25 protein-coding genes and 3 pseudogenes are annotated in these 26,127 nt (G+C 67.2%); 8 read left to right on the top strand and 20 right to left on the bottom strand.

The genetic code is table 11. The features are described from left to right. A pseudogene (locus tag L5014_RS36335) lies at positions 1-773 on the bottom strand (outer membrane protein assembly factor BamB family protein); the annotation flags it as partial. An 817-nt stretch (positions 774-1,590) separates the two neighbouring features. Beyond that, positions 1,591-2,628 carry a zinc-dependent alcohol dehydrogenase family protein gene (locus L5014_RS36340; RefSeq protein WP_238468714.1) on the bottom strand — a complete coding sequence of 346 codons (1,038 nt, stop codon included), beginning with the start codon at positions 2,626-2,628 and terminating at the stop codon, positions 1,591-1,593. Positions 2,629-3,024: 396 nt separating this feature from the next. On the opposite strand from L5014_RS36340, the gene L5014_RS36345 reads away from it, so the two are divergent. Beyond that, on the top strand, positions 3,025-4,656 hold the full coding sequence (locus tag L5014_RS36345) for a bifunctional aminoglycoside phosphotransferase/ATP-binding protein (RefSeq protein WP_238468715.1): 1,632 nt from the start codon (positions 3,025-3,027) through the stop codon (positions 4,654-4,656). Positions 4,657-4,974: 318 nt separating this feature from the next. Here L5014_RS36345 and L5014_RS36350 read toward each other — a convergent pair whose 3' ends face one another. After that, positions 4,975-6,744, bottom strand: a complete 1,770-nt coding sequence (locus tag L5014_RS36350) for a PHA/PHB synthase family protein (protein ID WP_238468734.1) — start codon at positions 6,742-6,744, stop codon at positions 4,975-4,977. Between the two features lie 518 nt (positions 6,745-7,262). On the opposite strand from L5014_RS36350, the gene L5014_RS36355 reads away from it, so the two are divergent. Further along, positions 7,263-7,844, top strand: coding sequence for a hemerythrin domain-containing protein (locus tag L5014_RS36355; RefSeq protein WP_238468716.1), 582 nt, complete (start codon positions 7,263-7,265; stop codon positions 7,842-7,844). Positions 7,845-7,896: 52 nt separating this feature from the next. Here L5014_RS36355 and L5014_RS36360 read toward each other — a convergent pair whose 3' ends face one another. The 14 genes and pseudogenes from L5014_RS36360 to L5014_RS36425 all read right to left on the bottom strand — a co-directional run bounded on the left by L5014_RS36360 (position 7,897) and on the right by L5014_RS36425 (position 16,550). Further along, complete coding sequence (locus L5014_RS36360) at positions 7,897-8,148, bottom strand: hypothetical protein (RefSeq protein WP_238468717.1); 252 nt, start codon at positions 8,146-8,148, stop codon at positions 7,897-7,899. Continuing rightward, the gene (locus L5014_RS36365; RefSeq protein WP_238468718.1) at positions 8,145-8,375 is read right to left on the bottom strand and encodes a hypothetical protein; all 231 of its coding nucleotides are present in this window, start codon (positions 8,373-8,375) and stop codon (positions 8,145-8,147) included. The genes L5014_RS36360 and L5014_RS36365 overlap by 4 nt, the downstream gene beginning before the upstream one ends. Before the next feature lie 41 nt (positions 8,376-8,416). Then, positions 8,417-9,025, bottom strand: coding sequence for an NAD(P)H-dependent oxidoreductase (locus L5014_RS36370; RefSeq protein ID WP_238468719.1), 609 nt, complete (start codon positions 9,023-9,025; stop codon positions 8,417-8,419). A 121-nt stretch (positions 9,026-9,146) separates the two neighbouring features. After that, positions 9,147-9,347, bottom strand: a pseudogene (locus L5014_RS36375) (BON domain-containing protein); the annotation flags it as partial. A 72-nt stretch (positions 9,348-9,419) separates the two neighbouring features. Then, on the bottom strand, positions 9,420-10,295 hold the full coding sequence (locus L5014_RS36380; RefSeq protein WP_238468720.1) for a F0F1 ATP synthase subunit gamma: 876 nt from the start codon (positions 10,293-10,295) through the stop codon (positions 9,420-9,422). Further along, positions 10,292-11,827 carry a F0F1 ATP synthase subunit alpha gene (locus tag L5014_RS36385; RefSeq protein WP_238468721.1) on the bottom strand — a complete coding sequence of 512 codons (1,536 nt, stop codon included), beginning with the start codon at positions 11,825-11,827 and terminating at the stop codon, positions 10,292-10,294. Before L5014_RS36385 ends, L5014_RS36380 begins: the two co-directional genes overlap by 4 nt. Further along, on the bottom strand, positions 11,814-12,563 hold the full coding sequence (locus tag L5014_RS36390; RefSeq protein ID WP_238468722.1) for a F0F1 ATP synthase subunit B family protein: 750 nt from the start codon (positions 12,561-12,563) through the stop codon (positions 11,814-11,816). Before L5014_RS36390 ends, L5014_RS36385 begins: the two co-directional genes overlap by 14 nt. 10 nt (positions 12,564-12,573) lie before the next feature. Next, complete coding sequence (locus L5014_RS36395) at positions 12,574-12,819, bottom strand: F0F1 ATP synthase subunit C (RefSeq protein WP_028219903.1); 246 nt, start codon at positions 12,817-12,819, stop codon at positions 12,574-12,576. Further along, positions 12,816-13,514: a F0F1 ATP synthase subunit A gene (locus tag L5014_RS36400; protein WP_238468723.1), complete on the bottom strand. Its 699-nt coding sequence runs from the start codon at positions 13,512-13,514 to the stop codon at positions 12,816-12,818. The genes L5014_RS36395 and L5014_RS36400 overlap by 4 nt, the downstream gene beginning before the upstream one ends. Before the next feature lie 4 nt (positions 13,515-13,518). Beyond that, entirely contained in the window at positions 13,519-13,800 is a 282-nt protein-coding gene (locus L5014_RS36405; protein ID WP_238468724.1) for an N-ATPase subunit AtpR, read from the bottom strand. Next, a complete protein-coding gene (locus L5014_RS39120; protein WP_420800197.1) occupies positions 13,797-14,093 on the bottom strand; it encodes an AtpZ/AtpI family protein in 297 nt (98 codons plus the stop codon). Before L5014_RS39120 ends, L5014_RS36405 begins: the two co-directional genes overlap by 4 nt. Beyond that, entirely contained in the window at positions 14,090-14,548 is a 459-nt protein-coding gene (locus tag L5014_RS36415; protein WP_238468725.1) for a F0F1 ATP synthase subunit epsilon, read from the bottom strand. Before L5014_RS36415 ends, L5014_RS39120 begins: the two co-directional genes overlap by 4 nt. Positions 14,549-14,558: 10 nt before the next feature. Next, complete coding sequence (gene atpD, locus L5014_RS36420; RefSeq protein ID WP_238468735.1) at positions 14,559-15,995, bottom strand: F0F1 ATP synthase subunit beta; 1,437 nt, start codon at positions 15,993-15,995, stop codon at positions 14,559-14,561. Between the two features lie 363 nt (positions 15,996-16,358). Beyond that, the gene (locus L5014_RS36425; protein WP_238468726.1) at positions 16,359-16,550 is read right to left on the bottom strand and encodes a DUF2964 family protein; all 192 of its coding nucleotides are present in this window, start codon (positions 16,548-16,550) and stop codon (positions 16,359-16,361) included. A 261-nt stretch (positions 16,551-16,811) separates the two neighbouring features. Between L5014_RS36425 and L5014_RS36430 the strand changes: the two genes are divergently transcribed. Then, entirely contained in the window at positions 16,812-18,038 is a 1,227-nt protein-coding gene (locus tag L5014_RS36430) for an MgtC/SapB family protein (protein ID WP_238468727.1), read from the top strand. Between the two features lie 384 nt (positions 18,039-18,422). Here the strand turns inward: L5014_RS36430 and L5014_RS36435 are convergent, their stop codons facing one another. Then, a complete protein-coding gene (locus L5014_RS36435; protein WP_238468728.1) occupies positions 18,423-19,367 on the bottom strand; it encodes a 1-phosphofructokinase family hexose kinase in 945 nt (314 codons plus the stop codon). Between the two features lie 164 nt (positions 19,368-19,531). Here L5014_RS36435 and L5014_RS36440 point away from each other — a divergent pair. After that, positions 19,532-19,729 (top strand): annotated as a pseudogene (locus L5014_RS36440) (hypothetical protein); the annotation flags it as partial. A 61-nt stretch (positions 19,730-19,790) separates the two neighbouring features. Here L5014_RS36440 and L5014_RS36445 read toward each other — a convergent pair. Together L5014_RS36445 and L5014_RS36450 are read right to left on the bottom strand one after the other, a co-directional pair. Continuing rightward, positions 19,791-20,441, bottom strand: coding sequence for a BON domain-containing protein (locus tag L5014_RS36445; RefSeq protein WP_238468736.1), 651 nt, complete (start codon positions 20,439-20,441; stop codon positions 19,791-19,793). A gap of 205 nt (positions 20,442-20,646) precedes the next feature. Beyond that, positions 20,647-21,393, bottom strand: coding sequence for a beta-ketoacyl-ACP reductase (locus L5014_RS36450; protein WP_238468730.1), 747 nt, complete (start codon positions 21,391-21,393; stop codon positions 20,647-20,649). A 259-nt stretch (positions 21,394-21,652) separates the two neighbouring features. On the opposite strand from L5014_RS36450, the gene L5014_RS36455 reads away from it, so the two are divergent. From L5014_RS36455 to L5014_RS36470, 4 genes are all read left to right on the top strand, one after another. After that, positions 21,653-22,483, top strand: coding sequence for a universal stress protein (locus L5014_RS36455; protein ID WP_238468731.1), 831 nt, complete (start codon positions 21,653-21,655; stop codon positions 22,481-22,483). Between the two features lie 58 nt (positions 22,484-22,541). Then, positions 22,542-23,354 carry a universal stress protein gene (locus L5014_RS36460; protein WP_238468732.1) on the top strand — a complete coding sequence of 271 codons (813 nt, stop codon included), beginning with the start codon at positions 22,542-22,544 and terminating at the stop codon, positions 23,352-23,354. A 61-nt stretch (positions 23,355-23,415) separates the two neighbouring features. Further along, positions 23,416-24,441 (top strand): Acg family FMN-binding oxidoreductase, encoded by a 1,026-nt coding sequence (locus L5014_RS36465; protein ID WP_420800198.1) that lies wholly within the window; start codon positions 23,416-23,418, stop codon positions 24,439-24,441. 151 nt (positions 24,442-24,592) lie between these two features. Next, positions 24,593-25,717 (top strand): PAS domain-containing sensor histidine kinase, encoded by a 1,125-nt coding sequence (locus L5014_RS36470; RefSeq protein WP_238468733.1) that lies wholly within the window; start codon positions 24,593-24,595, stop codon positions 25,715-25,717. Positions 25,718-26,127 lie beyond the last annotated feature (410 nt).

Genomic DNA, 26,127 nt, shown 5'->3' on the forward strand with positions numbered 1-26,127 from the left:
TGCGCGTCGCGGCGTCGTAGGTGCCGGTCAGCCACGCCGCCCCGCCGCCATGTTCCTGCATGCCGTCGGGCCACGTATCGCTGCCCTTGTCACCCGCATTGGGGATCGTGTAGCGCTTCCACTGGATCGAACCATCCTCGGGGTTCAGCGCCGTGATATAGCCACGGATCCCGTACTCGCCGCCCGACGTGCCCGACCACGATGGAACCGTTCAGCGCGAGCGGCGCGAGCGAGAACGCATAACCGAGCCCCGGCTCGAACATCTGCTTTTTCCAGACCAGATTGCCGGTCTGGGCATCGATCGCGGCCACCTCGCCGCTGAGCATCGCGACATAGACGTTCTTTCCATACAGCGCGACGCCACGGTTGACCACATCGCGACAGGCCGTCTTGAACGACTCCGGGCCGAGCTTTGGCTCAAACTTCCAGAGTTGCTCGCCAGTCTTCGCGTTGAAAGCGTAAACGTTGTCCTTCGGCGTGCTCACGAACAGATAGTCGCCGTTGATGATCGGGGTTGCTTCGAAGCCCTGCTTCAGGTCGTCGGGGAATTTGTAGGCCCATGCCTGCTTCAGATTCGCCACGTTCGCTGGATTGATCTGCTTCAGCGTCGAATGCGATTGACCGTTATAGGTGCGGTAATAGGTGAGCCAGCCCGGATCGTTCTGCGCGTTGGCCAGCCTGCTGAAGGTGACGGGCGGATAGTCGGCGGCCGCGCAGGCCATGCTGCCACTGAGCATGGCGGCTGCGGCAAGCCCGATCCCCCACGATGTCATTCGAAATGCCGAAACTGCACGTCCTCTCATCATTGTCTCCAAATTCGTTTGCATGACCGTTCGAAAAACAAGCAGGGGCACCACATACCCGGTCGGGCAACGGCCTGGTGCCGTCGCTACAACGCAAACCCCGTGCCATCACGTCGCGATGCTTGCTGGATACGGGTTTCAGCCGTTTTTGTCGCCACTTCACGCACGAAACCGTCAGCACGATATCTGTTGCGTTTCGTCACAGCCGGCCAATGAACGTGTCACCAAACAGGACAGCGAGCGATGCAGGCCGGGCACGGCACGCATCGCTCGGCTGCCATCGTCGACGATGATATTTGCGCAGGATTGCGTAGTTATTCACCACGCGGCGCTGAACACACGCGGAAGAGAGGGCGGATTGGCGTTGGCAAATTGCCAGCGGTGAGCGGGCACAACGGCGGGTGTGACGACTGGTCAGAAGTCTGTCGATGGATTTTGGTCTAGTTCGGCGAATTCGCGCCGGGTAACGACCGGGGCTGCATCCGGTGACCTTGCGCGGCCCGTCGCGCACAGTCGTGTTGCGGGCCGCGAAGGACGGCCTGCTCGACAGTCTCAAGCCAGGCGACAGCGCTCGGGTCGATTACGTCGAGGTAACCGCTTTCCAGATCATGCGCGACGGAGTGCCGTTTCGCTGAGGTAGTCGCGATCATGGTCGACGTCCTCGCTGCACACGCGCATCAACTCACAGCGGTGCGCGAATCCCGCGCTATCTGATCTACTGAAAGCAGGACATAGCAGAGGACACAAAGGCGGCGCGGGCGGCCGTCGGCACCCGCGCCGCACCGAGTCACATTTCGATGATGACCTTGAGCGCCTGCGTGCTGGCCGCGTGCGAGAACGTCTCGTAGGCCTTGAGCACGTCCTCGAACGCAAAGCGATGCGTGATCAGCCGGCTCGGATCGATGCGCCCGGAGCAAACGGTCTTGAGCAGCATGGGCGTGCTGACCGTGTCGACGAGTCGCGTCGTGATCGACACGTTGCGGTCCCAGAGCTTGTCGAGGAAGATCGACGCGCTCGCGCCATGCACCCCGATATTCGCAATCGTGCCGCCCGGCGCCACGAGCTGCTGGCACAGCTCGAAGGTGGCGGGCACGCCGACGGCCTCGATCGCGCAGTCCACGCCCACGCCATCCGTGAGTTTCATCACCGCCTCGACGGCGTCCGACGCGCGCGGATCGATGCCCGCCGTGGCGCCAAAGCGCTTCGCGCACTCGAGACGGTTTGCGTCCATGTCGATCATGATGACCTGCGCGGGCGAATAGAACTGCGCCGTCAACAGCGCCGCCAGCCCGATCGGCCCCGCGCCGACGATGGCAATCGTGCTGCCCGGCTCCACCTTGCCGTTGAGCACGCCGCACTCGAAACCCGTAGGCAGGATGTCCGAAAGCATCACGAGCGCCGCTTCGTCGAGGCCTGCGGGAATCTTGTAAAGGCTCGTCTGCGCATGGGGCGTGCGCACATACTCGGCCTGGGTGCCGTCGATGCGGTTGCCAAGAATCCAGCCGCCCGTCTTGCAGTGCGAGTACATGCCGCGCCGGCAATATTCGCACTGCCCGCAGCTCGAGATGCACGACACCAGCACGTGATCGCCAGCTTTGAGCGCCGTCACGCCGCTGCCGACCGCGTGCACGACGCCCACGCCTTCGTGGCCGAGGATGCGCCCGGGCGTGCAGGTCGGCACGTCGCCCTTGAGGATGTGCAGATCGGTGCCACAGATCGTCGTCTTCGACATCTTGACGATGGCGTCGCCGGGCTCGCGCAAATCCGGCATCGGGCGCGTCTCGACCGCGAAGCGGCCCGGGCCGTTGTAAACCAGTGCTTTCATGTTCCCTCCATCGGAATTCGGAAATGGGCTGGGATGGCACGCGCGTGCGCACGCCCGAAGCGCGCGCACGACGATCGCGCCCGCCTTTCGAAGGCGCGCCAGCGGATTCCATCATGCGCCGCGGCCGCGCTGCACAATTGACTTCGATCAAGTCGGCACTGCTCACCACCGATTGATGCAGGTCAAGCACGGGCGTAGCGTCATCCGCTCGAATAGGGTTAGCTCGTGCAATGCACGCCGCTTTGCGCCAGCCCAATCTGGAGTGCCGATCATGTGGAAATCGACTGTCCTGCGCAGACTCTTCTTCGGCCCATATAGCGCGCGCCGCATTCGGGCCCTGTATCTCAATCGCCCGTGCGCTACCTTTGCGCTTGCACCCCTACCCGTGCACCTGCCATGCTCCGCGCGCGACACGTTCCGTTCGCGCTGAGCGGCGGCAAGGCGCGCCGCGACGCCCATCGTGCCGATCGCGCGCTGCGGCGCGCGGCCACTTACCCGCATCCTGCCGGGCCGATCAGGTGCATTGAGACGCATCTGTCGCTCGTGTATCTCGTCGGGCGTTATGCGTACAAGATCATCAAGCCAGTCAAATTCGGCTTCGTCGATCTCACGCGGCTCACGCGGCGACGCGATTGCGCGCAGGCAGAGTGTGCGCTCAATCGTGCGCTGGCCGGGCCGCTCTATCGGGGCGTCTGGCCGCTCGTGGCACACGGCCGGCACTGCGTCTTCGGCAAACCCACGCGTCGCGGCGCGGGGGCGCGGGGCACGCGGGGTACGAGTAGCAGCACGCTGGAATACGTGGTGCGGATGCGCCGCTTCGAAGCGGGCGCGATGCTCTCCGTGCGCAGCACGCGGCGCGACGATGCGCTTGCCGATGCCGATGCGCTCGCGGCTCGCCTGGCGCATTACCACATGCATGCGCCCTGCCGTGCGCCGCGCGCCCACTACGGCAGCGTAGCCAGCGTGACGGCCCACTGGCGGCCGCTCATCGATGCGCTCGATCCAATGCTGCCATCAGAGTCCGCGTTGCGCGCATGGTGCGAGGCCGAACTGGCGCGGGCCGCGCCAACGCTCGCCGAGCGGCACGCAAACGGCTTCGTGCGCGCCTGCCACGGCGATCTGCATCTGGAGAACATCATCCGGTGGCGCAACCGGCTGCTGATGTTCGATTGCATCGAGTTCGACGATGCGCTGCGCTGGATTGACGTCGCGAGCGATCTGGCGTTCGCGGTGATGGATTTTCGCGCGCACGGGCGCGAAGATTGCGCGCACCGGCTGCTCTGCGGCTGGCTGACCGCGACGGGCGACTACGCGGCCCTTCGCCTGCTGCCGTTTTACACGGTCTATCGCGCGCTCGTGCGTGCGCTCGCGGCACGGCTGCGAGGCGATGCCGCTGGGAGCGCGCGCTATCTGCATGTCGCGGCGGCCATTGCGGCACGTGCGCGCGATGCGCAGCCCTGCCTGCTGCTGTGCCATGGCGTTTCCGGTTCGGGTAAATCGCTCGCGAGCCGCGCGCTAGCCACGCGGCTGGGTGCGATCCGCCTGTCGAGCGACGCCGAGCGCAAGCGCCGCGCCGGCCTGCCCGACGCCACACGCCTTCCCGCTTCGGCCTACACCGCGAGCCAGATCGACGCGATCTACGAAGGTCTGCTCGATCACGCACAAACGGTGCTCGAAAGCGGTTATTCGGCAATCGTGGACGCGACCTTCCTGCGCGAACGCAACCGGGCGGCATTCATCGCGCTGGCTCAGCGCCTGGGGAGGCAGATCGTGATTCTCGATTTCACGGCAGATCACGCCACGCTCTTCGAGCGCGTCGCGGCGCGGGCCGCCTTGGGGCGCGATCCATCCGATGCCGACACGGCGGTGCTCGCTGAACAACTCGTGCAGGCCGAGCCCTTGAGCGCCATGGAGCGCGAGCTGGCGATCCGCTTCGATACCGGTGTCGAACCCGCGGCCTACGCCGGCGCCGCATTCTGGACGCCGTTGCTGGAGGCGCTCGCACGCACGGCGCCCGCCCCAGCGTAAATGGCGTCGGCGCACGCACGATGGCGGCTTCGGAACCGACGCGCGTTACTTTCACCGGCGGCGCGGGCAGCAAACGTCGCGCCGCTCCCTCGAGGTCAATGATGGGGTGCGCCCTGGTCGAACAATAGCGTCGATGGCTGCGCGTATACCGAGCGGCGGCGCAGTACTCGGGCCATGCTTGCGCGGCGTGGCCCACGCCGCGAAGTCCTGCTATGCCGACCCGTGCGAGGCGCCGCTCGGCCTCGAGGCCGATCAATCGGCGGCGCCAGGCACCGCACACTTGCACGCCCCGGGATCGCCGAATGTTATCGCCCACGCTCACGTTTGGAGCACGTACTCGCCCGGCGCCGCGCCGAGCCCCGTGTCCGGCTTGCGCGCCGGCACCTTGCCCGTCGAGCGCGCGCGCAGCCAGTCGCGCCAGCAAAGCCACCAGGAGCCATCGACCGAAGGCGTGCCCTTGACGAATTCGTGCCGGCTTCGGTACGCCCCTCCGGGCTCGCGCGTCGCGCATCGATAATAGCGGCGCGCATGGCCGGGCTCGGACACGATGCCCGCGTTGTGGCCGCCCGCCGTCAGCACGAAGGTCAGCGCGTTGTGCGTGAGCAGATGTAGCTTGTAGACCGAGCGCCACGGCGAGACGTGATCGCGCTCGGTGCCGACCACGAACATCGGCACCTCGATGTCAGAGAGGGCGACCGGCTGGCCGTCGACGCAGTAGCGGCCCGCCGCGAGATCGTTATCGAGAAAGAGCCGGGTGAGGTACTCGGAGTGCATGCGGTACGGCATGCGCGTCGTATCCGCATTCCACGACATCAGGTCGTTGCCCTTCGTGCGCCGCCCCAGCAAGTACTCGCTCATCATGCGCGACCAGATCAGGTCGCGCGCATTGAGCAACTGGAACGCGGCCGACATCTGCGCGCCGTCGAGGTACCCCTGGCGCCACATCAGCGCTTCGAGCGCGGACAGCGCGCCCGCGTCGATGAAGAGCCCGAGCTCGCCTGGCTCGCTGAAGTCGGTCAAGGCGGCCAGCAGCGTGACCGAGCGCAGTGCATCGCGCCGGCCGCCGCGGGCGAGCGCCGCCGCCCCGATTGCGAGCAGCGTGCCGCCGAGGCAATAACCCACCGCGTGCACCGCTTCGCCGCACCGCGAGCGGACCGCTTCGAGCGCCGCGAAGAAACCGTCGCGCACATAGTTGTCGAGGCCGAGGTCGCGCGCCTCTGCGCCCGGGTTGCGCCACGATATTGCAAACACGGTGAAGCCCGACTCGACAAGAAAGCGGATCAGCGAGTCGTGCGGCTGCAGGTCGAGGATGTAGTACTTCATGATCCACGACGGCACGATCAGGATCGGCTCGCGCGCGGCGTCGGGTGTCATCGGATCGTACTGGAGCAGTTCGCACAGAGCGTTGCGCCACACGACCCGGCCCGGTGTCACCGCCACGTCGCGCCCCGGCACGAAGGCCTGCGCCGTGCGCGCATGCACCCCGGAGCGGCTGGCGGCCAGTGCCACGGCGTCCTCGAGCCAATGCCGCAGGCCGGTCGCGAGATTCGCGCCGCCGGTGCGCGCCGTCGTTTCGAGCACGAGCGGATTGGTGGCAATAAAGTTGCCAGGCGAGCAGGCATCGAGCCACTGGCGCGCCGCGAAAGCCACCAGCTGTTCGTGATGGCGCTCCACGCCCGGCAGGCCGCGCGTTGCCTCGCGCCACCAGCGCTGGACTGCCAGAAAGCCATCGCGATATAGATGAAAGGGCCAGCTCGACCATGCAGCAGCGGCAAAGCGCGGGTCGGCTTCCCCTGCATGCACCGCAACGCCGCTTTCGTCCTCGTCTTCGCGGGTTGCAGGCATCACGGCCGGCAACAGGCAGGCCGCACGCCACGCGTGCGTAGCAAGGTCCAGGCACTTGCCCGGCGCAATCGCGAGATGCGCCCCCCAGTCGATCGCGGCCAGCCCCAGCGAGATGGGCGAAAGCCCGAAAGTCATGGCGGCCATGACCGCATGCGCCGCCCGATTCCACTCGTCGGCCGGCGTCATCTCGAACCGGGCGCACTCGCCCGCGCTAGCAGGCGCACCAGGAAAGGATCGCGCCATCCCCTCGATATGTGGTTCGGCATCGCGCACGACAGTCTTCATTGTCCTCTCCCCTTTTTTTGGTCCGCCCCGTTGACCGACAGCACATCGCATGCCGCCCGGCAAAACCCACGCGGACACAACCGCTCCACTGTGCGATCGCCGCGCGCAAGGCCCGTTGATTTAAGTCAAGCGCGTGGGCGAGGCGCGCCCGCTCGCGTCGACTGCGCGCGCAGACCGCAACAGGAACAGAATGCCGCCGCACAGCGACTCATCCGGTCACTGGGGGCACACGGGTCGCGACGTTCGTGCCGGGATGGGGATCCAGACCGAACGTTTGCGCTACACCGCACGATGCTGGCGCGTCAGCTCGATCCAGTGAGTCCCCTCGTGCACGACTGATTCAAATTGACGAAGATCAACGCATCCGCCTGGCCGGCGCGCATAGTAAAAAAATAGCGGCCACCCACGCGACGCCGTTTCGGCGAATCTCCTGCGTCTCCTATCCTGCCCGGCCGCCCTCTGTCCTGGAGTCCGACATGGAACCTGCCACGTGTCGTAGCGCGATACAAGTGATGCTGAGCGAGCACAGGCGCCTGACGAGCATCGTCAACGGCATGCTGCGCGTAGTCGATGGCATGGAATCGGGCGCTGGTGCGCCGGGCGCCATGCTCATGCGCGCGATGCTCTACTACATCCAGGAATTCCCCGAGCAAATTCATCATCCGAAGGAAGAGCGATACCTGTTTGCGCGACTGCGCGAGCGCACCGACGAGTTGGACTCCGTCATCGAGGAGCTCGGACGCCAGCACGAAGAAGGCGCGATGCGCGTTCGCGCACTCGAACGCGCGCTCACACGCTATGAACTGGGCGGTGCCAGCATGCTGCCCGCCCTGCGTGCCGAAGTGAGCGCTTATGCGGACTTCTACGCAAGGCACCGGCAACTTGAAGAGTCGGTCATCCTGCCAGGCGCCCAGCACTGTCTGACGCTAGCCGACTGGGTGGAGATCGACGAAGCGTTCGGCGCGAATCGCGATCCATTCGAGGGCCTCGCGGCCGAGGACAATCTCAACGACCTCTATGCCTTGATCGTCCGGACGCTCCCCGATGCGCGATCCTGAGCAGAGCGGTGCACCACAGACCGCTAGCGTATGCCTCGCTCCGCCGCCTTGCTCATCTGGCCACCGCCTCGCGCTCGCACGCAGCGAGCGCATCCTTGATCATGAGCACGAAGCGGGCAACCTTCTCGACCGCCACATCTTGCTGCATGTCGCGCGCGTGGATCGCGCAACTGGCAATCGGCACGCACCGCGCGAGCCGTTGCATCTGCGCGAAGGTGTCTTCGCTGCCGCGCCCGCCCATCGTGCAGAAGAACGTCTCGCTGCGCGAATAGAGGACCACGAGGATCCGTGATGGCACGTTCATTTCACCCCCCTCCACACCACCCGCGGTTGTTCGCACCAGGCCATCTGGCGCGCCTGCTCGCAAGCGAGCGCATTGTCGGCAGCCGCATTCGCGACGAGCGCGTTCGCGAGGCTCTGCACGGACACGCCGCCGCACCGCTCGACGACGATAAAGGCCGCGCATGCGAGAGCCGAAGCCGTCACGATGCCGAACGCCAGTTTTTCGAATCGACGAAATACTCGATACATGACCATGCTCCCTGCGCTGTGCTCGCGCGTCGCGCCCATGTTCACGCGGCCGGCACTGAAGCGAAATGCCCACGGACGAACCCGCGCAGGCGCGTGAGATCGTTCGCTGCCGCGGCTGGCGGCATCGCAGGGCCAACTTCGTCGAAATGCAGATGCCCGATCAGTTCGAAGCCGGCCGCGCGAAAGATGTGTGTATCCTGCAGCAGCTGCATGGCCTGCCAGCGGCCGTCCTCCATGAACGAGGCGAGCGGCGCGCCCGAGATGGTCACCACCACGGCGCGGCGTCCCGACAGCAAGCCCTGAGCGCCGCCCGGCTGGATCTCATACGCGAAGCCGCGGCTGAACACGCGGTCGATGTAGCCCTTCATCATCGCGGGCATTGCCATCCACCAGAGCGGATAGATGACCGTCACGACATCGGCCTCGCGCACGTCTTCCTGCGCGATCAGCACGTCGGCCATGCGAACGTGCACGTCGCTGCCTTCGGTCAGCTCGCGCGCGGACAGCACGGGATTGAACCCCATGCGGTACAGGTCGTGAACGCGCACGTCATGGCCCATGCGAAGCAACTCGCCCAGGTAGGCGCGGGTCATGCTCATGGTGAAGCTGTCTTCGACCGGATGCGCGACCACGATCAGGTGTTTTTGCATGGCGGGGCTCCTTTCAAAATCGCGCCGTGCAACTGCGCGATGCACGGACACATTCATCGTGCGCGTCTCCGTGGCCTTCCAGTTGACGCATATCAACGATGCGGGATGTGCGCCGCTGGTGCAGCTCCAGCGCAATCGCGCGGCAACCGGCCACCCGTTCGGCGGCGCGCTCGGCCGCGAGTGTCTGCGCATAGTCGGGCACCCGCCCCGACAACGTGACAATGCGGTCTCTCACGCCGACCTCGATGCCCGAGGCATCGAGCGCCGGATCCCATGCGAGTTCCTGCTCCACGTCCAGCTTGAGTGCTTCATCCAGGTTTATGATTCATCCAATGATTCGTTATCCATATCAATTAGAGCATCGTGCAGCGCGGCGCCGCGCGGCTGACTTCGATCAATCCGCTGTGCGCCGCGCAGCCTGAGCGCCGGTGCTCAACTCGACGATCTCCGAGGTGATCTCCTCCTGGCGCAACGCCCGATAACGTTGCGTGAGATCGCCCAGGCGCTGTTGCACATTCGCTCGCGCCGCCAGCATCGCGCGCACGCGCGCCTCGTTCTCGGCGGCGAATGAGAGCATCAACGCTTCGCACAACTCCACGAAGACATAAAACTCGACGAGCCCGGCCAGGAGCCGCGCAGGCGCGACGTTGACGAGCGGCGGCTGCGTGCGCCGAGGCACCTGAAAGCGCGCGAGATCGAACGGAATGAGGGTGCGCTGCGCGATGCTCAGGTGCGACTCGCCGGGCTGTGCGCTCAGCACGGTTACGCGCGTCGCGCGCCTGCCGGTCGCGAGGCGTGCATAGAGTGCGTCGGCGATGCGCACCGCAAGCGGTGGAACGGCGTCCGGGTGCGCCGCCATCGGCGCGGACCACGCGCAGGCCACGCCGCGTGCGGCAGTGGCGCTCACGAGCCGCGAGCCCACAAGCAGCCATTGGCATGCGCGCGCGCCTCCCAGACGCTGCGCCTGTGCCGCCAGCGCGTCGTTGAGCGCGCCAACGAAGCCCTGCTCCGTGCCCACGACGATGCCGATGTCGCCGCCGGCTTCTCCGCCCTGCGCGGCCGGGTTGCTGGCCGCCGCGCTTTCGGGCGCGAACGCGAGCACTTCGCCGATCGCCGCGCCCGCCGTCGCCGCCGTCGCGCGAATGCCCGCCATCCGCTCATGCGCCTCGTGCGAGCGCGAGGCCGCAATGCCGCGCATCGCCGCGATCACCGCATCGAGTTGATGGGTCGCCGCGATCCGCTTCTCGATCTCGCCGAGCTTGCCGCTCATCCCCGCTCCTTGCCAGGCTCGTCGCCCGGCGCAACATCAGGCATCAGCGCGCGCACCCATTCGCGAAGCCCGGCCACGCTCGCGACTGCCTCGTCATCCGAATGGTTCGTCGAAGCCTGTGCGTGCTGTTGCGCGACGCGTGCGCGAATCTGCGCGGCCACGGCCACAGGCGCCGCGTCGAACACGCCATCGGCGAGCGCGGCGAGCAACGTCGCCTGGTCGCGCATGCCCAGCGCGCTGAAGCGCGGCTGCGCGAGCAAGGCGCGAATCCGCTCGCCACGCACGATCTGCGCATTCACGCGTGCGTCCGTGAGGCCGCCAAAGCGCGTGAACATCTCCAGCTCGAGGAACTGCGCGTAATCGAGCCATAGCTGCCCCGCGACCCGGCGCAGCGCCGGCGCTTGGGCCTTGCCGCCCACGCGGCTCACGCTCAACCCCACATTGACCGCGGGCCGCTGGTTGGACGCGAAGAGCGCGGCGTCCATCACGAGCTGGCCGTCGGTAATCGAGATCAGGTTGGTCGGAATGTAGGCAGACAGATTGCCGACGTCGGTTTCGGCGATCGGCAGCGCGCTCAGCGAGCCGCCGCCGAGTTCCGGGCTCAGCTTCGCCGCGCGCTCGAGCAGCCGTGCGTGCAGATAAAAGATGTCGCCGGGGTACGCCTCGCGGCCCGGCGGCTCGCCGGTCAGCAGCGCAAGCTCGCGATGCGTGGCCGCGTGCTTCGAGAGGTCGTCGATCACGACGAGCGCATGCTGGCCGCGGTCGCGGAAATACTCGGCGACCGAAAACCCCGCGAACGGCGCGATCCATTGCATGCCGGGCGAAGCGGACGGGGGCGCCACCACGAACACGCACCGCTGCGGCGCGCCGCGTTCGCGCGCGGCGTCGATCACGCGCTGCACCGCCGTGGCGCGCTGGCCAACCGCGACATACACGCAGATCACGTCGCTGGCGCGCTGGTTGACGATGGCGTCGACGGCGAGCGAGGTCTTGCCCGTCGCCCGGTCGCCGATGATGAGCTCGCGCTGGCCGCGCCCGATGGCGAATAGCGCATCGACGATCAGCACGCCGGTTTCGAGCGGCTCGCTCACGGCGGCCCGCTCGACGATGGCGGGCGCGGGCCGCTCGACAGGCAGCCATTGGTCGGCGGCGAGCGGCTCGCCACCGTCGAGCGGCCGGCCAAGCGGATCGATCACGCGCCCGAGCAGGTTTTCGCCCACCGGGACGTGGAGCACGGCGCCAGTGCGCTCGACGCGCTCACCCGCCTCCACGCCCTGCGCGCCGTCCAGCAGCACAACGCTTGCGAGTTCGGTGTCGAGCGTGCGCACGTAGCCCGTCGCGCCGCTCGCGAAGCGCACCGTCTCGTCGAGTGCGACATCGGGCAGCCCCGAGATGCGCGCGACGCCGTCGGCCACCCGCTCCACTCGCCCGAAGGTGCTCGCGTCGGCGGCCAGGCGCACGTGCGAGAGCGCGCCGCGCTGGCGCGCGAGCCAATTGCCGAAATCGTCGGTTTCGGTTTCAGCGGCGCTCACCGTTCTGCTCCAGCAACGTTGCGCGGATGGCGTCGAGATCGTGACGCAGATGATTGCGCACCGCCGCGTGCGCGCTCGTGAGTTCGAGCCCCGCGATCAGCGCGGGATCGATGCGCACCTGCAGCGTGACGGTCCTGCCGAGCGCCGCGCCGAACGCCGCCTCGCAGGCGCGCTGCTCGGCGGTGGACAGCGCGCGCGGCGCAGCGAGCGCGAGCGGCGCGCCGCGCGCCGCGAATGCCGCGCGCGTCTCGGGCGGCAGCGCCGCCAGCGCCTCAGCCGCGCCGCCGATGAAGCCCTGCACGCGCGCCTCGGGCGGCATGCGTTCGAGCAGCCGCCCCGCGACCTCGATGGCGAGCCGCACGGCGTCCTCCTCGATGGCGTGGGCCTGCGCGGCACGCGCGCGTTCGATCTCGCCATGGGCGTCCGCGCGCAGTTGCGCGGCTTCGCACCGTGCCGAGGCGAGCAGCGCGGTCTTGTGCGCGTCGGCGTCGGCCTGGGCGGCCCGCAAGGCCGCCTCTCGCGAAGCCGCGAGTCGTGCAGTTTCGTCATGCGCGGCGCTCTGCTCCGCCTGTGCCGCGCGGCGGCTCGCCTCGGCATCCGCGAGCAGTGCCTGTGCAGCCTTCTGGCGCGCCGCGACGATCTCCGCCACGGGCCGGAACAGAAAGCGCGCGAGCAGCCAGACCAGCACGAGGGCGTTGACGGTCTGCAGGGCGAGCGTCGACCAGTCGATATGCATGGCCGGTGCCTTACTTGACGAACGGATTGGCGAACAGCAGCAGGAGCGCGATCACGAGGCAGTAGATCGCCATCGTTTCGATCATTGCGAGGCCGACGAACAGCGTGCGCGAGATGGTGCCCGAGGAGTCGGGCTGGCGCGCGATCGCGTCCATCGCGGCGGCAACGGCGCGGCCTTCGGCGAGCGCCGGTCCGATGGCGCCGAACGAGACGGCGAGCGCGGCGGCGGCGATGCTGACGATTTCGATGAGGTTCATGGCGCTCCCTTGGCATGATGGCCGGCGGCGGCCGGCGCGCCGCCCGCCGCGGCGCCGACGAACACCATCGCCAGCACCGCGAAAATGTAGGCTTGCACGGCGCCCGTGAGCAGATCGAGCGCCATCAGCGGAATCGGCACCAGCAGGCCCGCGAGCGAGAGCACGATGCCCACCACGAACACGCCGCTCATCACGTTGCCGAACAGGCGCACGACGAGCGAGAACGTGCGCGTGAGCTGCTCGACGACGTTCAGCGGGATCATCACCCAGGTCGGCTCGGCGAAGGTTGCGAGGTAGCCGCGCAGCCCGCGTGTGCGCAGGCCGTGAAAGACGGTCGCGGCGAGCACGATCACCGCGAGTGCCGCGTCGGTCTCGATATGCGCGGTCGGCGGCTCCACGCCCGGCAGCAGCGACGACCAGTTCGCCACGAGCACGAACACGAAGAGCGTACCGATCAGCGCACGATAGGGAGCGGGGTCGGCTTCGATGGTGTCGCGAATCTGGGCGTCGAGCGTGGTGACGAAAAGCTCCAGCACGGCTTGGGTCTTCGTGGGCGCGAGCGCGAGCCGCCGCGTGAGCAGCACGGCGGCAACGACCATGCAGGCCATGATGGCCCAGGTGATCACGACGGGCTCCGTGATCGAGAGCGCGCCGAGGTGCCAGAGCGGCGCAGTGGCGAGCGGCGAGGCTTTCATCGCTTCACCGCTGCGACGTCGCCGCCGCGAAACGCAGCACGGCATGGCGCGCGAGCAGTAGACCGGACATGCCCGCGAGCACGGCCGGAACGCCCGCGCGCGCGAACGCGAACAGCAGCAGCGCGGTCAACACACAGCGCACGGCCTGCGCGCCGAGTGCGAAGCCGATGCGGCCCGACGCAAAGAGCCGCGCGTTCCAGCGCAGCGCCGCGAAGTGCGCGGCGCCTGCCCCGACTCCGGCTGCAAAGCCCGCCATGCAGGCCCAGATCGTCCAATGTCCAGTCATCCTGAAGAATCCTGTCGATGCATCCATTTCCATGCGAACCAGAGGCCTGCCGCCGCACCGAGCATGAGCAGTGGCGCCGAGAAAAACACGCGCGTACCGAACAGCCGGTCGAGCACGCGGCCGATTGCCAGTCCCGCGAGCGTCGGCAGCACGATAGTCCAGCCGAGAATGCCGATCTGCCCAAGGCGGCTGCCGAGCGACGGCTCGGGCTGGGCGCGGCCGCGCGCTTCGCGCCCAGCCGCATCGCGCGCGGCGCGTGCCATGTGATCGGGCTCACGCGACGGATCGCTCATTGCCCGCGCTCCTGCGCCACCGGAATGTCCTGCCCGTCCGGCACGATCGGCCCGCGCAGATAGCGCAGCATCTGCCGCACCGCTTGCGCATGCAGGCGCACGCTCTCCACGCGCACGCGCCGCTCGGCGTCGAGCTGGGCCGCGCGCACACGCGCGACCTCGCGCTCCAGCCATTCGAGCGCGTCGCCGGCAATCGCCTCGCGGCACGCAATGGCCACCACGCAGCCACCCGTTACGGTCATGACACCCCCGTCCACAGCGCAAAAGCGCCGCGCGCCGTCCGGCGCGACCCAGCGCACCACCGAGGGCGCGAGCATCGTGATGAAATCCGCATGACCGGGCCGGATCCCGAACGAGCCGCTTGCGTCCTCGGCGCGCAGCGAGCGCGCTGCCGCATGGTTCACCACCATGTCGAGTGGCGTGGCAATCGTCAGTTCGAGCAGCGTGCCGCCCATGTGTGCTCTCCTATGCGGCTGCGCCCGTCGCTGAGGCGCGTTCCTTCGCGCGCGCCTCATCGAGCGTGCCGACCATGAAAAGCGAGCGCTCCTGCCAGTCGTCGCACTCTCCGCCGAGAATCGCCTTGCAGCCCGCGAGCGTGTCGGCGATCGCGACCGAGCGGCCTGGCTGGCCCGAGAACGCCTCGGTCACGGTGAACGGCTGCGTAAGAAAACGCTGCAGGCGGCGCGCGCGCCGCACGAGCAGACGATCCTCGGCGCCGAGCTCCTCGACGCCGAGCAGCGCAATCACGTCCTGCAGTTCGCGATGATGTTCGATGAGCCGCCGCACCTCGATGGCCACCGCTGCGTGCTCCGCGCCCACTACCAGCGGATCGAGCAACACCGACGACGAGGCGATCGGATCGATGGCCGGATACATGCCCTCGGCGGCCATGGCGCGCGAGAGCACGACCATGCTGTCCACATGCGCGGCGATGGTCGTCACGGCGGGGTCGGTGAAATCGTCGGCCGGTACGTAGACGGCCTCCACGGCGGTCACCGCCGCGCCGCCCACCGAGACGATGCGCTCCTGCAAGGCGGCCACCTCGCTCGCGAGCGTGGGCTGATAGCCCACGCGCGAAGGCATGCGCCCGAGCGACGCCGACACCTCAGCGCCCGCCTGCACGAAGCGGAACACGTTGTCGATCATCAGCAGCACGTTTTGGCGCTTCTCGTCGCGAAAGTGCTCGGCGATCGTGAGCGCCGTGAGCGGGACGCGCCAGCGCGCGCCGGGCGGCTCGTTCATCTGGCCGTACACCAGCACCGTGCGCGCGAGCACGTCCGAGCCGCGCATCTCCGAGAGCATCTCGTGACCTTCACGCGAACGCTCGCCGACGCCCGCGAACACCGAGATGCCCTGGTCGCGCTGGACCATTGCGTGAATCAGCTCCATCACGAGCACGGTCTTGCCGACGCCCGCGCCGCCGAACATCGCGGCCTTGCCGCCTTGCGCGAGCGGCGCGAGCAAATCGATCGCCTTGATGCCGGTCGTGAAGATCTCCGTGCAGCCGTGTAACGCTGCAAGCGGCGGCGCTGCGCGATGAATCGGCCGGCGTGGCGCCGTGGCGTCGAGCGGCGGGCCGCCGTCATGCACAGTGCCGCTCACGTCCAGCAGGCGGCCGAGCACCGCCTCCCCCACCGGCACTTCGAGCGGTCCGCCCTGTGCCTCGACGCGTGCGCCGCGCCGCAATCCGGCCGTCGACTGCAGGGCGAGCGCACGCAATGCGGTGGGGCCAAGATGCGCCTCGACTTCCGCGGTGAGTCGCGAGCCGTCGTCGCGAACGATCCACAGTGCGTCTTCCACGTTCGGCAACGGCCCCTCCTCGAACACCACGTCCAGAACCGCGCCGCGCACCGCGCTCACGCGTCCGGCGGCAGACGGCGCAACCTCTGCAGGCAGTGTCATTGAGGCGATCGAGTCGATGGTGTTGATGGGCACGGCGCTGCTCCGCAAGGCAGGGCTTCGATCCATCCAGGATAAGCGCTCGAAGCTCATTCCGACTGATCTCAGTCAATTCGCTGCGCACGGGTCCCTAAATTGGGCCGCATTTGCGCCGCGCATAACCCTGATTGATCTGAGTCAATCGCGCTTCCTGAGCGGGCGTCGAGACTGAAGCGGCAAATGCAAGCCCGCGCGCCGCCGATAGCTAGAGGCGGCTCGCAAAGGCGTGCATCTGCATTGGCACCACCGCCGAATCACGCATGCGAGGAGACCATGTCCACACGTGGCTTGAACGCGAGGCGCAGGATGCCTGGCATGGCCACGGACCTAGTCGTCGCAGTACGGCCCCGGATTGAGCAACAGCACAAATCCGGCGATGCCGACGATCAGTGCAGCCGCGCCGTAGCGGAACTTCGCCCACGCATCGAACACGAGTCCGTCGAGCGCCAGACCTAGCCCAATGAGCGCCGCAAACACAGCAATCGCCGCGCATACGATCCTGAATTCCGCGCGGATCATGAGCCGCTCCCATGGTGCAGGGACAGCGCGAAAAGAATGCAGGGCATGGCCGCTCTCCGGTTAGGCGAGCCCTGCGCGTCGCGCACGATACGCGCGCCGGGCTAGACTCGATGAGCCGATTCTGCGGCGCGCGGTCCTCTTTCCGTTGACGTGCGTCAAACAAGCGACGCTGGTTGATATTCGTCAAATTCCTGCCAGCGCCCCGCCCTACGATGGCTCGACAGCAACTCTCAAGCCGCCTCGCTGGAAGAACGACACGTTATGTTCCTCGTCAATGCCGCATACATGCCGTTTGTCGTCGCCCTGGGCGTGGGCCTGCTGGTTGGCGCGGAGCGCGAGCGACGCAAAAGCGAAGGCGCGACGCGCGCGGCCGCCGGCATCCGCACGTTCACCGTGGCGGCGCTGCTCGGCGCGATCGCCATGCGCGTGGGTGGGGTGATACTGGCGGCCACGCTGACGCTCGCGCTGACCGCGCTGGCCACGGCGGCCTATCTGCGTCCCCACGACGATCCGGGACTCACCACCGAAACGTCGATGATCGCCACGCTGCTGCTGGGCGCGCTGGCCGTGCTCGACGCCCCGCTCGCCGCCGCGCTGGGCGTGCTGTTGACGATCGTGCTCGCGGCGCGCTCGCCGCTGCACCGCTTTGTCACGACACGGCTCGGCCAGGACGCCATCATCGATCTGCTGACACTCGCCGCCTCCGCGCTGATCATCCTGCCGATGCTCCCGAGCCACCCGGTGGATCCCTACGGAGCCATCAATCTGCAGACGGTCTGGCGCTTCGCGGTCCTCGTCATGGCGATCAGCGCCATTGGCCACATCGCGCAGTTGGTGTTCGGCGCGCGTATCGGCTTGCCGTTTGCGGGGCTGCTCGGCGGCTTCGTTTCCAGTGTCGCGACGATCGCCGCGATGGGCCGGCGCGCCGCGCTCACGCCCGCCGACTGCCCGCAGCTCGCCGCTGCCGCCGTGCTGTCGTCGGTTGCGACGCCCGTGCAGCTGGCGCTGGTGGTCAGCGTCGTCTACGAGCCGCTGCTGCGCCGCCTCGCGCCGGCGCTCGGCGCGCTGGCCTGGGGCTTGTTCGTCGCCTGGCGCGCGGCGCGCAAGCCCATGCAAGAGGAGCTCGTGGTCGGCCGTGCGGTGGACCTGAAGGCCGCCCTGCTGCTCGCCGCAACGCTCATGGTCCTGATGCTCATGGGCACGCTGCTCGCCCGTTGGCTCGGCAAGACCGGGCTCCTGATCGCCGCGGGGCTGGGCGGGCTGGTCGATACCCATTCCGCGGCGGCCTCGATCGCCGCGCTAGCCGCGCAGTCGCTGCTCGCGCAAAGCGACGCGGCGCTGCCGATCATCGTCGCGCTCACGGCCAACTCGATCATGAAATGCTGCGTGGCCGTGGCCTTCGGCAAGCGTGCGTTCGCGCTGACGCTGATACCCGGGCAGGCGCTGATCCTCGCCTGCGTCTGGGGCGCCTGGCTGCTCGCCAGTTGAGCACGCGCCGAGTGACTGCCCAACGCGCCCAAGTGCGTCGGCGCCTGGCTCATGCTCGACGTACATCAAGCGCTGACCCGCGCACGGCGACAAGACTCGCAACAGGCATTGCCGCCTGCCCGCCCCCGCGTCCTGCGGCAAACCGCGACGCACTGCCGCGCGCGTGTCCATCGCACGCCCATCCTCGCGGCCGCGCGCTTCTCGCAGGCGCCACTGGATTCGCCGTGCCGCGCGCGAAATACGCAACCACGCACGACGGCGCGGCACGCTGAGCAATCCTCCGCAATCTTCTCCGGGACCGCAACGTTGCTCACTCACCGTGAGCCCATGAGGCGCACGAAGTGCTCGTGCCGCGGCCGCTGGCGTCGCCTTTGCGCACCGCACTCAACACACTGGACTCTCGGCGCCATAGAGCCGCCTCACCTGCGCAGCGTCGCAAAGCGACGTGCCGGTGGTCAACAAGGTCGCCGATGCCGCCGCCTGCGCAAGGCGCACGGCCTCGCGCAGCGCCTCACCCCTGCGCAACGCGACGAGCAATCCCGCAAGGAAGCTGTCGCCCGCGCCGATCGCACTCGAGACGGATACCGGCAGCGCCTTCACGCGGAGCGTCTCTTCTGACGAAACCGCCAGCGCGCCGTGTTCCCCGAGCGTCAGAGCAACGATCTGCGCGCGCCGCTGCGCTACGATCTGGCGCGCCGCGGCGACTTGCGCCGCCTCGTCGGCGAGCGGCCGGCCCGCAAGCTCGGCCAGCTCTCCAAGACTCGGCTTCACGAGATAAACACCCGCATCGAGCGCCATTGCGAGCGGCGCTCCTGACGTATCGAGCACGACGCGCGTGCCACGCGCGCTGGCGCGAATCGCGATGTCTGCATAGGCCCGCGCCGGCAAGCCCGGCGCCAGGCTGCCGCTCAGCACGAGGTAGCGCGGCGCGGGCATGAGCGTCTCGAAGACATCCAGCGCATGCGCCCATTCGGCGGCGTCCACCGGCGCGCCGGGCAGCACGAAGCGGAACTCGCGGCCCGTCGAGCGCTCCTTCACCGTGAAGTTTTCCCGCGTCTCGCCCGCGATGGACAGTCTGCGGCAGCTCACGCGCTCCGCTGCCAGCAACCGCTCCAGCAGGTCGCCCGCCACACCGCCTGCGAGATAGAGCGCGAGGCAGTGTGCGCCTGCCCCCTCGATACGCTGGATCACGCGCGCAACGTTGATGCCCCCGCCGCCTGGATAGCGGGTTGCCGCCTCGCAGCGCAGCTTGTGTGTATCGACCACGCGCTCCACTGCCGTCGATACATCGACGGCGGGATTGACCGTAAGCGTCAAGATCTCGATCACGTCACTGACTCCCGTCTCATGCGAAGCCGTGTAGGCCATGGCCTACAGGCTCAAACAACGACCTACGCCACTTTCGGCGCCGGCTCATTGGAGCGCGCGCTCACGGCGGCCATACTGAAGGCGTAGCGAAACCCGCTCAAACGTTCAAACCAGGGAGCGTCATCATGCCCACCGCAGAAAAGCGCACGCCGTCTGCCGTTTCGCTCGCCGGCGCCCTTGCAGTCGGCGACGCCGACGCGCTGCTCGCGCTGGCGCGCTCCGCCGGCATGCTCGTTACGCTCGACGGCCAGATCGGCCGCGAGAAGTACCAAAGCGTTGCGGGCTCGCTGCGTGCGTTTCAGCGTTTCGCCGCCGCGCTGCGCGACGCGCTTGCTACCGATAAGGCATGCTGATCAATTTACGCACTACGCCGCCGGCATTGCGTCACTCGACGATCAGATCGTCCACTACCGCGCGCACACCCGGCGCTGCCCAGGCCGCACCTCGCGCCACGGCGCGCTCGGCGAACGAGTGGACCTTGCCGGACAACCTGACCGTGCCTTCGTCCACGGTGACCTGAATATGGCGCGCCTCGCGGTCTGCATGACGCCGCATGGCTTCGAGGATGTCCTTGCTGACCTTGTCCGGCGCCACCGTGTGCCTGACTTCGATGTGATTCACCACGCCGGCGATGCCGCGCAACTGTGCGATGGCATGCACGGCCGTCTGGCCCTGCCACGCCCAGTCGACCGCGCCCTTGAGCACGACGTGGCCACGTTCGACCTGCACCTGCACCGCGTCCTCGTTCAGGCCAGCCGTCCAGCGCAGCACGGAACGAGCGATCTGCGCGATGTCCGCGTCGGTGTGCACGTCCTCGCCCGGCAGGTGCACGTCCAGCTCGACCACCAGTGCGCGCACGCCGCCCACGCGCTGCACCGCCTGTTCCGCCAAGATCTTCTCGCCGAGGGTCGACAAATGGCCGGAGAGCGTCACGATGCCGTCCTTCACCTCCACGCCAAGATTCGAAGCCGTTACCGCCGGCTCCCATTCCAGTTCTGCTTGCACGTCATGCTTGAGCTGCAGATCGGTTTTCATCGCCGCCTCCATCGAAGCCGGTCCCGAGCGGACCGTCGATGCGAGCTTCGCATGGGTCGCGGCCATTCGACTGATCTGCATCAATCGGCGGGTCGGGCGCCTTTCTATCGTCGCTGAATCGAAATCACACGCCGATGGCCGATCGTCCTTTACCGGTCGCGCACAGGGGAATTCGCGCGGGAAATGATCCACAGCGGCGCGAGGGTCAATGCATGTGCATGCCGCCGTTGACGGCGAAGTTGGCCCCCGTCACGAATGCGCCATCGTCGGAGCAGAGGTATGCAATCAGCGACGCCACCTCTTCCGGACGCCCAAGCCGGCCCACCGGAATCTGCGGCAGGATGCGCTTTTCCATGATGTCCTGCGGCACGGCCTCCACCATCGCCGTCGCGAGATAGCCGGGCGAGACGGTGTTCACCGTGACGCCGTGCTTCGCGACTTCGAGCGCGAGCGACATCGTGAAGCCGTGGATACCGGCCTTTGACGCCGCGTAATTCGCCTGCCCGAACGCGCCGCGCGAACCGTTCACCGAGCTGATGTTCACGACGCGTCCAAAGCGCCGTTCCACCATGCCGGGGAGGAACTGCTTCGTGAGATTGAACACGCTGTCGAGATTCGTGTGCATCACTTCGTCCCATTCGCGCTTCGTGAGCTTCATGAAGCTCGCGTCGCGCGTGATGCCGGCGTTGTTGACCAGGACGTCGACAGAGCCGAATTGCGACACGACCCGGCGCGCGCACTCGACGCACGAATCGTAACTGGCCACGTCCACCCCAAACGCATGGAACGTGCGGCCCGCATCGCGTTCGCGATCCAGCCAGCCCATCACGTGATCGTTGCGTTCCGAATGCGAAACCGCGACGATCAGGCCGGCATCGTGCAACCTGCGGCTGATCGCGGCGCCCAGGCCGCCCATCCCGCCGCTCACAAAAGCAACGCGTTCGCTACGCATGGCAACTCCCCCTCGCAAGTTGGCGACCGGCCGCGCATCGGCGCGATCGAAACGATGCCCACTATAGGGCCGGCGTTCCGCTGACGATTGACGTGCATCAAACGCTTACCCCTCAGAACCACGCCAGCAACCGCCTGATGGTCTCGAGTCGAGGTCTTGACCACGGCTTGACTCAAGTCAATTGCGAACCGGCTTCGGCGCCTAGACTGAGCCGCACGAAACACCGCTTCGGTGTTACATCCATCATGGAGCGCCGATCATGGAGTACCGCAATATCCTGGTTCATCTGGACGAAAGCAAAAGCGCGCGAACGCGCCTCGATGTTGCGCTGTGCGTTGCAAAGCGGCACGGCGCCCATGTCAGCGCACTGTTCGCACCTGTCGTGCCCGAGCACGACGCGGCCTACGCGTTGATTCTGGACGCCGAGTATTGGTCGCTATACCGGCGTGAGCACGAAGCGTGCCGCCGCAATCTGGAGCATCATTTCTTCGCCCGCCTCGCCGAGGCGGAGCTCAAAGGCAACTGGCGCACTGCGAGCCACGCACAGCATGAGCTGCTGATGCGCGCACGCTTCGCAGACCTGATCGTGCTGGGACAAAGCAACCCCGACGATCTGGATGCATCCCTCAGCGATCGATTTCAGACTCGCGTGACCTTGAGCGCGGGACGGCCGGTCTTGTGGGTTCCCTATGAAGGCGGGTTTCCCACAGTGGGCGAGCACATCATGGTCGCGTGGGATGCGGGCCAGTCCGCCACGCGTGCGCTCTTCGATGCACTGCCGTTCATGCGACTCGCGCAGCGCACCGAGCTGGTGACTTTTACGCCCGCGCCCAAAGACCGCGAACGCATTCCGGGCGCAGACATCGGTCTGGTTCTGGCGCGTCACGGACTCGAGGTGCAAGTGACGGAATTGCATCCGCCGCCGACGGTCACGGTTGGCGAAGCCTTGCTCTCGCGTGCCGGCAAGACCGACTGCGACCTGATTGTGATGGGTGCCTACGGCCACGCGCGCTGGAAGGAGCTCTTGCTCGGCGGCGTGACGCAGACGGTGCTCGGCGCGATGCCGGTGCCCGTGCTGATGTCGCATTGAGCAGGCCAGCGCGCCCGCTTGCGTGTGAGCTTCCCGATTGACGTCCAAGGAAAACACCATGTGCTACAAGACCCTGCTCGTCCACCTCGACGACTCGGCGCGACGTGAGGCGCGTCTGGCACTCGCGCTCGATCTGGCCGAGCGCTTCGACGCGCATCTGATTGGGCTGTATCTGCCGGCGCCGCGCTCGCGCACGCCAGCAACGGAAGGCGCGGGCACGCCGGAGCAACGCCTCGAGCTCGCGCAAGCAGCGTTCCTTGACGCCGGCGCGCGCGGGGGCCGCCGGGTCGAATGGCGCGCGCCGCAGCCCGGCGACAGCGCCACCGCGACGCTGCACGCGCGCCACGCCGACCTGCTCGTGCTCGGGCAGCACGACAGCGGCGATCCCGCTGTGGAAACGGCCAGTGACTTCGTCACGGACCTGGTGATGACTGCCGCGAGGCCGGCCATCGTGGTCCCGCACTCCGGGCCTTTCCCGGACTTCGCACAAAACATCCTGATCGCCTGGGACGGCAGCCGCGAAGCGGCGCGCGCGGCTTCGGACGCATTGCCACTATTGCGGCGCGCCAACAGCGTCTCGATCGAGGTGGTCGCGCCGCGTAGCAACACGAAACGCGCGCGCGCCGAAGAGGAGGCAGTGGATGCCGCCGCATGGCTCGACTTGCACGGCGTGAGCGCATCGTTTCACGAAAGCGCCGGCGCCGAGGGCATGACAACGGGCACGACATTGCTCAGCCGCGCAAGCGACCTGCACGCCGGGCTGATCGTGGCGGGGGCTTACGCACATTCGCGCATTCATGAGCGCGTGCTGGGCGGCGTGTCGCGCACGCTGCTCGAGGCCATGACGGTGCCGGTCCTGATGTCACACTGACTCACCCTGGCGCGGCGGCGCGTCTTGCGAGCCGCCGCGCCCTTCCCAGCAGGGAGCTGCCATGCTCGAAAACCCGATCGTGTCCCCCTCCGAAAGCGCCGCATCCGGACAGACGCATGATTTCGCCATGCACTTCGCGCTGCGTCATGCGACGCTCGCGCCCTCGAGCCACAATAGCCAGCCCTGGCGCTTCGTGCTCGGCACCGATCGCGTGATGCTGTGCGCGGACCGGCTGCGCGCCTTACCCGTGGTCGATCCCTATGACCGCGAGCTCATCATCAGTTGCGGCGCGGCGCTCTTCAATCTGCGCGTGGCGCTCGCGAGCCTCGGCATAGGCTACGCAATCACCCTCTTCCCCTCGAGCAGCGACTCCGATCTGCTCGCCGAAGTGCGCCTGCTGCGCGAGCGCGCCACGGGCGCGGAGCTCGCTGCGCTCGTGAGCGCGATTCACGAGCGGGTCACCACGCGCCATCCGTTCGCCGCGGAGCCCGTCAACGCCGCCATCGAGCAGCACCTGATGGAAGCCGCACGCGCCGAAGGCGTCGAAGTCGCCTGCGTGAGCGCCGCCGAGCCGCGCAACGCGATCGCTGAGCTCGTTGCCGAGGCCGACCGGCAGCAGTTCGCCGATCCGCGGTTCAGGCGCGAGCTCGCGAAGTGGATCCACCCGCGCCACACCGACGACGGCATGCCGGCCTACGCGGTCAGGCTCGGCCCCCTTCTCGACTTCGCGAAGCCACTCGTGGCCTCGGCGATCCGCACGTTCGATCTCGGCGGCGGCGTAGCCGCAACGCATCGCGAGCTTGCGGCGGGTTCGCCGCTGTTGCTGTGTCTCGCGACCGGCGTCGACAATGCGCAGGCCTGGCTCGCCACGGGCCAGGCCCTTGAACGGGTGTTGCTGCTGGCGACGCTGCACGGCCTGTGCGTTTCGTACCTGAACCAGCCGATCGAGGTGCCGGCGCTGCGCGCGCGGCTAGGCACGCTGGCCGGGCTGCCCGATGCGTACTCGCCGCAGCTTCTCCTGCGCATCGGTCATGGAACGCCCGATGCGGCCACGCCGCGCCGCCCGCTCGGCGAAGTCATGTCATAAAGAGCCGGGCGTACAGCCGAGTCCCGCAAACCTAAAAATCCTGAAACCGGCACGGCACTTGCCTTACTATGCGGCTTATCGGTGCGGCACTTGCGGCGGTGCAAAAATGCATGCGGCATCGTGAAAATCGGCTGATTATCCGGAGCGCGCTATGCAAACGGCTGAGCCCGAGGCCTGGTTTGGTCGTAACGACAGCGATATTGCGATCGCGGATCGCTATCGCCTCTTGATCGACGCGGTGCGCGACTACGCAATCTTCATGCTCGAGCCCGCCGGCCAGGTCGCGAGCTGGAATCCTGGCGCGCAGCGCATCAAGGGTTACACGCCCGACGAAATCGTCGGCAAGCACTTCTCGGTGTTCTACACCCCGGACGACATTACGTCGGGTAAGCCCGCACGCCTGCTCCAGACGGCGGCGGCCCAGGGCCGCGTGGAGGACGAGGGATGGCGCATGCGCAAGGACGGCAGCCGCTTCTGGGCCAACGTCGTCATCACCGCGATCCACGACGATGAAGGCACGCTCGTTGGGTTTGCAAAGATCACGCGCGACCTGACCGAACGGCGCCGGCTGGAGGAGCTCGAGCACGCGAACGCGGCCTCGGCGCTCGTGCAGCAGGCACGCGAGAACGAGCAAAAGCGCATTGCCCGCGAAGTCCACGACGATCTCGGGCAACGGCTCGTGGCGCTCAAGATGGCGCTGGCCCACCACGAAGGCGAACTCGGCAAGGCGTTGCCCGGAGCGTCATATGCAAACCTCGGCGCACTGGCCGAAATCGCCTCCCAAATCGATGCACTGACCGCCTCCGTGCGCAGAATCGCTGCCAATCTGCGCCCGAGCATCCTCGACGATTTCGGGCTCGAAGCTGCACTCGAATGGCTCGCCCACGATTTTCAGGACCGCTACGGCGTAACCGTGCGATTCGAGCTGGACACGCATGCGCTCGACCTCGGCGACTTTGCGACCACCGCGCTGTTTCGCGTTGCGCAGGAAGCGCTAACGAACATTGCACGTCATGCCCGGGCGCACGAGGTCAAGATCCATCTCTCGAATGACGAAAGACGCTGTTGCCTGAGCATCGGCGATGATGGTGTCGGCTTCGATCGCGGCAAGGCGGTGCGGCCCGATGCATTCGGGCTGCTCGGCATGCGCGAGCGGATGGTGCAGCTCGGGGGTGCGCTCACGGTCGACAGCCGGCCCGGGGCCGGCGTCACGATCACGGCCGAATTGCGTTTGCCGGTTGAGCCCCATCAGGTGCTGAGGCCGTTGGGACACTGATATGTATTTGACCTGTCCACTGGTTTATAAAAGATTCTGGCTCGCACAGTGTGCTGGTAGCAGAACGGACGGCATGCCGACGGTTGATCAGTCTGATATGCGCGGGTTGGGTACCGCATGACAACCGATTCGTCGGGGAGCTGCCTCGCTAGATTCGAGGGTCATTCCATTGCTGGATGCCTCATAGTGTCGACGAGGGTTCTCCCACCGTTGTCCATTCCGCTACCAACACACTGTATGCGCATTACGACGCCTCTAACGATTGGGCACAGGCTGGGGCAACGCCTGGAGTTATCGTCGGAAGTGGTGTATGCGGCGTAGGGAGGAGGCAGGAGAAGGCGGTGGCGATTGAAGGAGAATGTTGCTTCTCACGGTAACACTTCCTCAATCGAACTCCACCACCATGGCGA

The sequence above is a fragment of the Paraburkholderia tagetis genome, from assembly GCF_022213065.1.
GTDB lineage: Bacteria > Pseudomonadota > Gammaproteobacteria > Burkholderiales > Burkholderiaceae > Paraburkholderia > Paraburkholderia tagetis.